This is a genomic window from Micromonospora craterilacus, assembly GCF_003236315.1.
Classification (GTDB): Bacteria; Actinomycetota; Actinomycetes; order Mycobacteriales; family Micromonosporaceae; genus Micromonospora; species Micromonospora craterilacus.
Genome location: NZ_POTY01000326.1, coordinates 1 through 5,956 on the forward strand (window position 1 = coordinate 1; position 5,956 = coordinate 5,956).

The following is a 5,956-nucleotide window of genomic DNA, read 5'->3' on the forward strand; positions in this document are numbered from 1 at the left end:
CCGGAGAAGTCCGGTGACGCCCGCAGCCGAAATCATGCCTGCTCGCCCCTGGTACGGCCAGTGAGGGTACCGCCGTCGGGCTGGCAGGATGGCAGGCGTGAGTCAGCCATGGACGGCGGTGGTGCCGGTCAAGCGCCTGACCGCCGCGAAGAGCCGGCTGCGTGGCGGGGTGCCGGGCGTACCCCACGAGGAGCTGGCGCTGGCGCTGGCCGCCGACACCCTGGAGGCCGTGCGCGCCTGCTCCGGGGTGGCCGAGGTGCTGGTGGTCACCGACGACGCCCGGGTGGCCGCGACGGCCCGCCGGGCGGGCGCCCGGGTGCTGCCGGACGTCCCGGACGCCGGCCTCAACGCCGCGTTCCGGCACGGCGCGGCCGGCGCCGGCGGCTGGGTGGCCGGGCTCACCGCCGACCTGCCCGCCCTGCGCCCGGACGAGCTGGCGGCGGCGCTGCGCGCGGCGCAGGCCGGCCCGCCGGGCGTACGCCGGTTCGTGGCCGACGCGCCGGGCACCGGCACCGTGCTGCTGGCCGCACCGCCGGGCATACCGCTGGACCCGCGGTTCGGGCCCGACTCGGCCGCGGCGCACCTGGCGAGCGGGGCGCACCCGTTGACCGGCGACTGGCCCAGCCTGCGTCGCGACGTCGACACCGCCGGCGACCTGGCCGCGGCGCTCCGGCTCGGGCTCGGGCCGCGAACCACGGCGCTGGCCGGCTGCCTCGCCCGCTGACGTGTACGGTGCTGGGCATGCAGGGCACGGTGGCGACCTTCGACGCGGCGACCCGCAGCGGGCTCCTGCTGCTCGACGACGGCACCGAGCTGTCCTTCCCCGCTCGGGCCTTCGACGCCTCCGGGCTCCGGCTGCTCCGGCTCGGCCAGCGGGTCCGGGTCGAAACCGACGCCGATGGTGACGTCGTCCGCGTGACGCTGCCGACGATGTCCTGACGTACCCAGCCCAAGTTCATTTTGCGTTAACCGGAATCGGGTGATTATGAGCGGGTGAGCACCCCTCGCGAACGCCCCGCCAGCCCTGCCGGTTCCGACGACCCCGCCAGCCGCAACGGAGGCCGCCCTCGCGGGGCCGACGGGCGGTTCCGCACCCCTCGACCGATGCCCGACGACGTGGCCGGCACTGACCCGGCGGCCGGTTCGGCCGGCTTGGAGGAGGTGCTGGACCCGGTCGCCGAGCCGGGCCTGCCGGAACCCGCCGAAAACCAGTCGGCGACCGGGCTGCCCCTGCCGGAGGACCGGTTCCTCAACCGGGAGCTGTCCTGGCTCGATTTCAACGCCCGGGTGCTGGCGCTGGCCGAGGACCAGCGCAATCCGCTGCTGGAACGGGCCAAGTTCCTGGCCATCTTCGCCAGCAATCTTGACGAGTTCTACATGGTCCGGGTGGCCGGGCTGAAGCGCCGGCTCTCCGCCGGCCTGCCGGTACGCGGCGGCGACGGGCTGCCGCTGCGTACCCAGTTGGAGCTGATCGCCGAGAAGTCGGCCACCCTGGTGACCCGGCACGCCGCCTGCTTCGTCGACGACGTGCTGCCGAAGCTGGCCGCCGAGGACATCCGGGTGCTGCGCTGGGCCGACCTCGGCGACGCCGAACGGGAGCGGCTGCGTGCCTATTTCCGGGAGCAGATCTTCCCGGTGCTCACCCCGCTCGCGGTCGACCCGGCCCACCCCTTTCCGTACATTTCGGGCCGGTCGCTCAACCTGGCCGTGTCGGTACGCGACCCGGACGGTGGCCCCGAACTGTTCGCCCGGGTGAAGGTGCCGAACAACGTGCCCCGGTTCGTCCGGGTCGACCGGGACCAGCCCGGGGTCCGCATGCTGCCGGTGGAGGACCTCATCTCGGTCCACCTCGGCCAGCTCTTCTCCGGCATGCAGGTGGTCGAGTGCCACCTGTTCCGGGTCACCCGCAACGCCGAGGTGGAGGTGGACGAGGACCGCGACGAGGACCTGCTCCAGGCCCTGGAGCGGGAACTGGCCCGCCGGCGGTTCGGCCCGCCGGTGCGGCTGGAGGTGGCCGCGTCGATCTCCGACCACATGCTGGAGCTGCTGGTCCGGGAACTGGACATGGACGCCCAGGACGTGCTGCGGGTCCGTGGCCTGCTCGACCTCTCCGCCCTGTGGCAGCTGTACGGCGAGGCCGACCGGCCCGACCTGAAGGACCCGCCGTTCGTCCCGGCAACCCACCCCCGGCTCACCGAGGGTGAGGTGCCGCGCAGCGTCTTCGCCACCCTGCGCGACGGGGACGTGCTGGTGCACCACCCGTACCACTCGTTTGCCACCAGCGTGCAGCGCTTCGTCGAGCAGGCCGCGGCCGACCCGAACGTGCTGGCCATCAAGCAGACGCTCTACCGCACCAGTGGTGACTCGCCGATCGTGGACGCACTGGTCGACGCCGCCGCCGCCGGCAAACAGGTGGTGGTGCTGGTGGAGCTGAAGGCCCGCTTCGACGAGGTGGCCAACATCGGCTGGGCCCGGACCCTGGAGCGCGCCGGCTGCCACGTGGTCTACGGCCTGGTCGGTCTCAAGACCCACTGCAAGACCGCCCTGGTGGTACGCCAGGAGGGCAACCAGATCCGGCGCTACTGCCACATCGGCACCGGCAACTACCACCCGAAGACCGCGCGGCTCTACGAGGACTTCGGCATGCTCACCGCCGACCCGGAGATCGGCGCCGACCTGACCGACCTGTTCAACGTGCTCACCGGCTACAGCCGGCAGACCGCGTACCGGCGGCTGCTGGTGGCGCCGCAGGGCATCCGCAGCGGCCTGATCGAGCGGATCGAACGGGAGATCGCGCACGTCCGGCTCGGCATGCCGGGGCTCGTGCAGTTCAAGGTGAACGCGCTGGTCGACGAGGAGATCACCGACGCGCTGTACCGGGCGTCCCGGGCCGGCGTGCACGTCGACCTGATCATCCGGGGGATGTGCACGCTACGGCCGGGGGTGCCCGGCCTGTCGGAGAACATCCGGGTCCGTTCGATCCTCGGCCGGTTCCTGGAACACTCCCGGGTCTTCCGCTTCGGCAACAACGGCGACGCCGAGTTCTGGATCGGCTCGGCCGACCTGATGCACCGCAACCTGGACCGGCGGGTCGAGGCGCTGGTCCAGGTGAGCGACCCGGTGGCGCGGGCCGAACTGGACCAGGTCCTCGGCGCCGCGATGAGTCCCGACATCGACGCGTTCGAGCTGGGCGGCGACGGCACCTGGACCCGGCGTACCGGCACCCCGGAGGCACCGCTGGCCCACCTGCAGGATCTGCTGCTGCGTCGCGTCGGCAGCAAGGCCGGCTGAGCGGCGCGGGAATAGGCTGGGCAGGTGGTCGAGGAGGAACGGAAGCTCGCGGTGCAGCCCGAGTGGCTGCTGCCCAACCTCTCCCCCGCCGCTCCGGATAGCGCGACGGTCACCCGGCGGCGCCGGACCCGGTGGCTGGCGTGACCGCGATCCGGGCGGCCGGCGGGGTGGTGTGGCGGCCGACCACGAACGGCGGTTTCCAGGTGTGCCTGGTGCACCGCCCCCGGTACGGGGACTGGTCGCTGCCGAAGGGCAAGCTGGAACCGGGCGAGCATCCACTGCTCGCCGCCGCCCGGGAGGTCGCCGAGGAGGCCGACGCCCAGGCGGTGCCCGAGCTGCGGCTGCCGACCGTGCAGTACCGCAGCGAGGGCCGGCTCAAGGTGGTCGACTACTGGTCCATGCGGGCGGTGGGCACCGGCGGGTTCGAGCCCGACACCGAGGTCGACGAGGTGCGCTGGTTGGCCGTGGACGAGGCGATGAAGCTGGTCAGCTACCCGCACGACGCGGAGGTGCTGGCCGCGTTCGCCGCGCTGCCCCGGGTCACCGCGACGATGCTGCTGGTCCGGCACGGGCACGCCGGCAATCGACTGGCCTGGTCCGGTCCGGACGCGGGACGGCCGTTGGACGCCCGGGGCTGGTCCGAGGCGTACGCGTTGGCGCCACTGATCGCGCTGATCCGCCCGGCCCGGCTGCTCTCCGCCTCGCCGCGCCGGTGTGTGCAGACCCTCGACCCGGCCGCCGCGTCGCTGGACCTGCCGATCGAGGTGAGCGGCGACCTGGACGAGCCGCGCGCCGGCCAGCAGCCCGACGAGTGCGTACTGGCTGCCGCGGCGCGGTTGACCGCGCTGGCGGCGGCCGGCGAGCCGGCCGCGGTGTGCAGTCAGGGCAAGGTGATCCCGGGTGCCCTGGAACGGCTCGCCGGGCAGTGCGCCGACTACACCACCGGCAAGGGCGGCGGCTGGCTGCTCGCCTTCACCGGCGACCGATTCATTGCCGCCGACCGGCTCTGAGGGGGCGTCATCCGGGCAGCGGGAAGAGGAGCACCGCACCGGCGCCTTTGCTCTGCTTCAACCCACGCAACGGTCACCGACGACAGCCGTTGCGTCCGTTGAAGCAGAGCAAAGGGAGCTATGCACTGGTCGGCAGGGTGAGGGTGACGGCGACCGGCAGGTGGTCGCTGGCGGTGCTGGGCACCGCAACGGGATCGGTGGCGACCAGACCGGGTGAGACGAAGATGTGGTCGATCTGCTCCCGCGGGTCGTCGGCCGGGCTGGTGGGCAGCGGACGCACGGGCGCGAACGCGTCGACCAGGCCGGCGTCGGTGAGCGCGGTGAACGCCGGGTCGCCCGGCTCGGTGTTGAAGTCACCGGCGACCACCAGCGGCATACCGTCGGCGTACCCGGTGGCGAACTCGGCGACGGCGCGGGCCTGGACGACCGGGTCCTCGCCGGGCGGTGGTTGCAGGTGGGTGCTCACCACGGCCAGCCGCACGCCGTCACCGAAGTCGACCGTGACGCCGAGCGCCTGCGCCCCGGTGGGTGCGCCCACGGCGGGCAGCGCGCGGGTCCGGGCCCGCTGCACCGGCCAGCGGCTGAGCACCGCGTCGCCCCAGAGCGGGCCGGCGGCCGGCGCGAAGACGTAGGGCATCTCCAGCCGGGCGGCGAGCAGGTGCAGGGTGTCGTGGCCGCCGTTGAGCAGCCAGCCCCGGTCGACCTCGCTGAGCAGCACCACATCGGCCCGGCCGACCGCGCGGTCGAGGGCGGCCAGGTCGAGCCGGCCGTCGAGGCCGAAGCCCATCCGGATGTTGTACGCCACCAGCCGCAACTGCTCCGGCGGTCCCTCCCGGTTGCTCGCCACCAGCCACGGCCCGTGCGCCCACGCGGCGGCGAAGGCGACGAGGGCGGCCAGCAGCGCCACCGGCCCCGCGGGCAGCCCCGCCGTGCCGAGGTTTTCCGCCGTAGCAGGCGGTTCCGCCGTAGCAGGCGGTTCCGCCGTAGCAGGCGGTTCCGCCGTGCCGGCCGGCCCTGCGGTGACGGAGGGTTCCGCCGTGCCGGCCGACCCTGCGGTGACGGAGGGTTCCGCCGCAACCTGCGGCGTCCGGAGGCGGCCACCCGACGCGACCACGCCGGTCAGGGCGGCCACCACGGCGGGCAGCCAGCCGTTGGGGTAGCCGAGGTCGTAGGCGGCGTAGTACAGCACCGCCACCACGGCGAAGGCGAGCATCCCGCCGACCGCCGCGTACGCCCGTCGGGACGCGGCCCGTTCGGTGCCGTCGGCGGCATCCGGTGCGGTGCCGGCCATTGCGAGGCAGCCGCCCAGGCCCGCCGCGGCGAGCAGCATGGCGAAGGTGAGCAGCGGCGCTGGCCCGTATCCGAACAGCAGGGCCCCGGCCAGCAGCGACACCGGCGGCAGCAGGCGCCACCGGGGGCGGGGCGTTGTCAGCGCGCCGAACACGAACAGCGCCGCCGCTAGGCCAAGGGGAGCCAGCGCGAACGGGGGTGGTCCGGCGGTGCCGGACTCGCCGTACCAGAACGACATCGCGGTGCTGGCGACCGCCGGTGACAGCGCGACCATGCCGCCCAGCAGCAGCGCCGGCCCGGCGAGCAGCCAGGCCCGGCCGCCGGACGCCGAGGCCGTCGACACCGGGCCGCGGGCGGCAGCGGCC

5 protein-coding genes are annotated in these 5,956 nt (G+C 74.0%); 4 read left to right on the forward strand and 1 reads right to left on the reverse strand.

Annotation, left to right across the window (positions count from 1 at the left end):
* Positions 1 to 97: 97 nt before the first annotated feature.
* The 4 genes from cofC (at position 98) to C1I95_RS31175 (ending at position 4,301) form a co-directional block, all read left to right on the forward strand.
* A complete protein-coding gene (cofC, locus tag C1I95_RS31160; RefSeq protein ID WP_111219323.1) occupies positions 98 to 724 on the forward strand; it encodes a 2-phospho-L-lactate guanylyltransferase in 627 nt (208 codons plus the stop codon).
* 17 nt (positions 725 to 741) lie between these two features.
* Positions 742 to 939 carry a cold-shock protein gene (locus C1I95_RS31165; protein WP_199523991.1) on the forward strand — a complete coding sequence of 66 codons (198 nt, stop codon included), beginning with the start codon at positions 742 to 744 and terminating at the stop codon, positions 937 to 939.
* A 54-nt stretch (positions 940 to 993) separates the two neighbouring features.
* Positions 994 to 3,291, forward strand: coding sequence for an RNA degradosome polyphosphate kinase (locus C1I95_RS31170; RefSeq protein WP_111219327.1), 2,298 nt, complete (start codon positions 994 to 996; stop codon positions 3,289 to 3,291).
* Between the two features lie 131 nt (positions 3,292 to 3,422).
* The gene (locus C1I95_RS31175) at positions 3,423 to 4,301 is read left to right on the forward strand and encodes an NUDIX hydrolase (protein ID WP_111219329.1); all 879 of its coding nucleotides are present in this window, start codon (positions 3,423 to 3,425) and stop codon (positions 4,299 to 4,301) included.
* A 118-nt stretch (positions 4,302 to 4,419) separates the two neighbouring features.
* On the opposite strand, the gene C1I95_RS31180 is transcribed toward C1I95_RS31175, so the two are convergent.
* Positions 4,420 to 5,956 (reverse strand): endonuclease/exonuclease/phosphatase family protein (locus tag C1I95_RS31180; protein ID WP_111219331.1); only part of this gene is annotated, 1,537 nt, incomplete at its 5' end.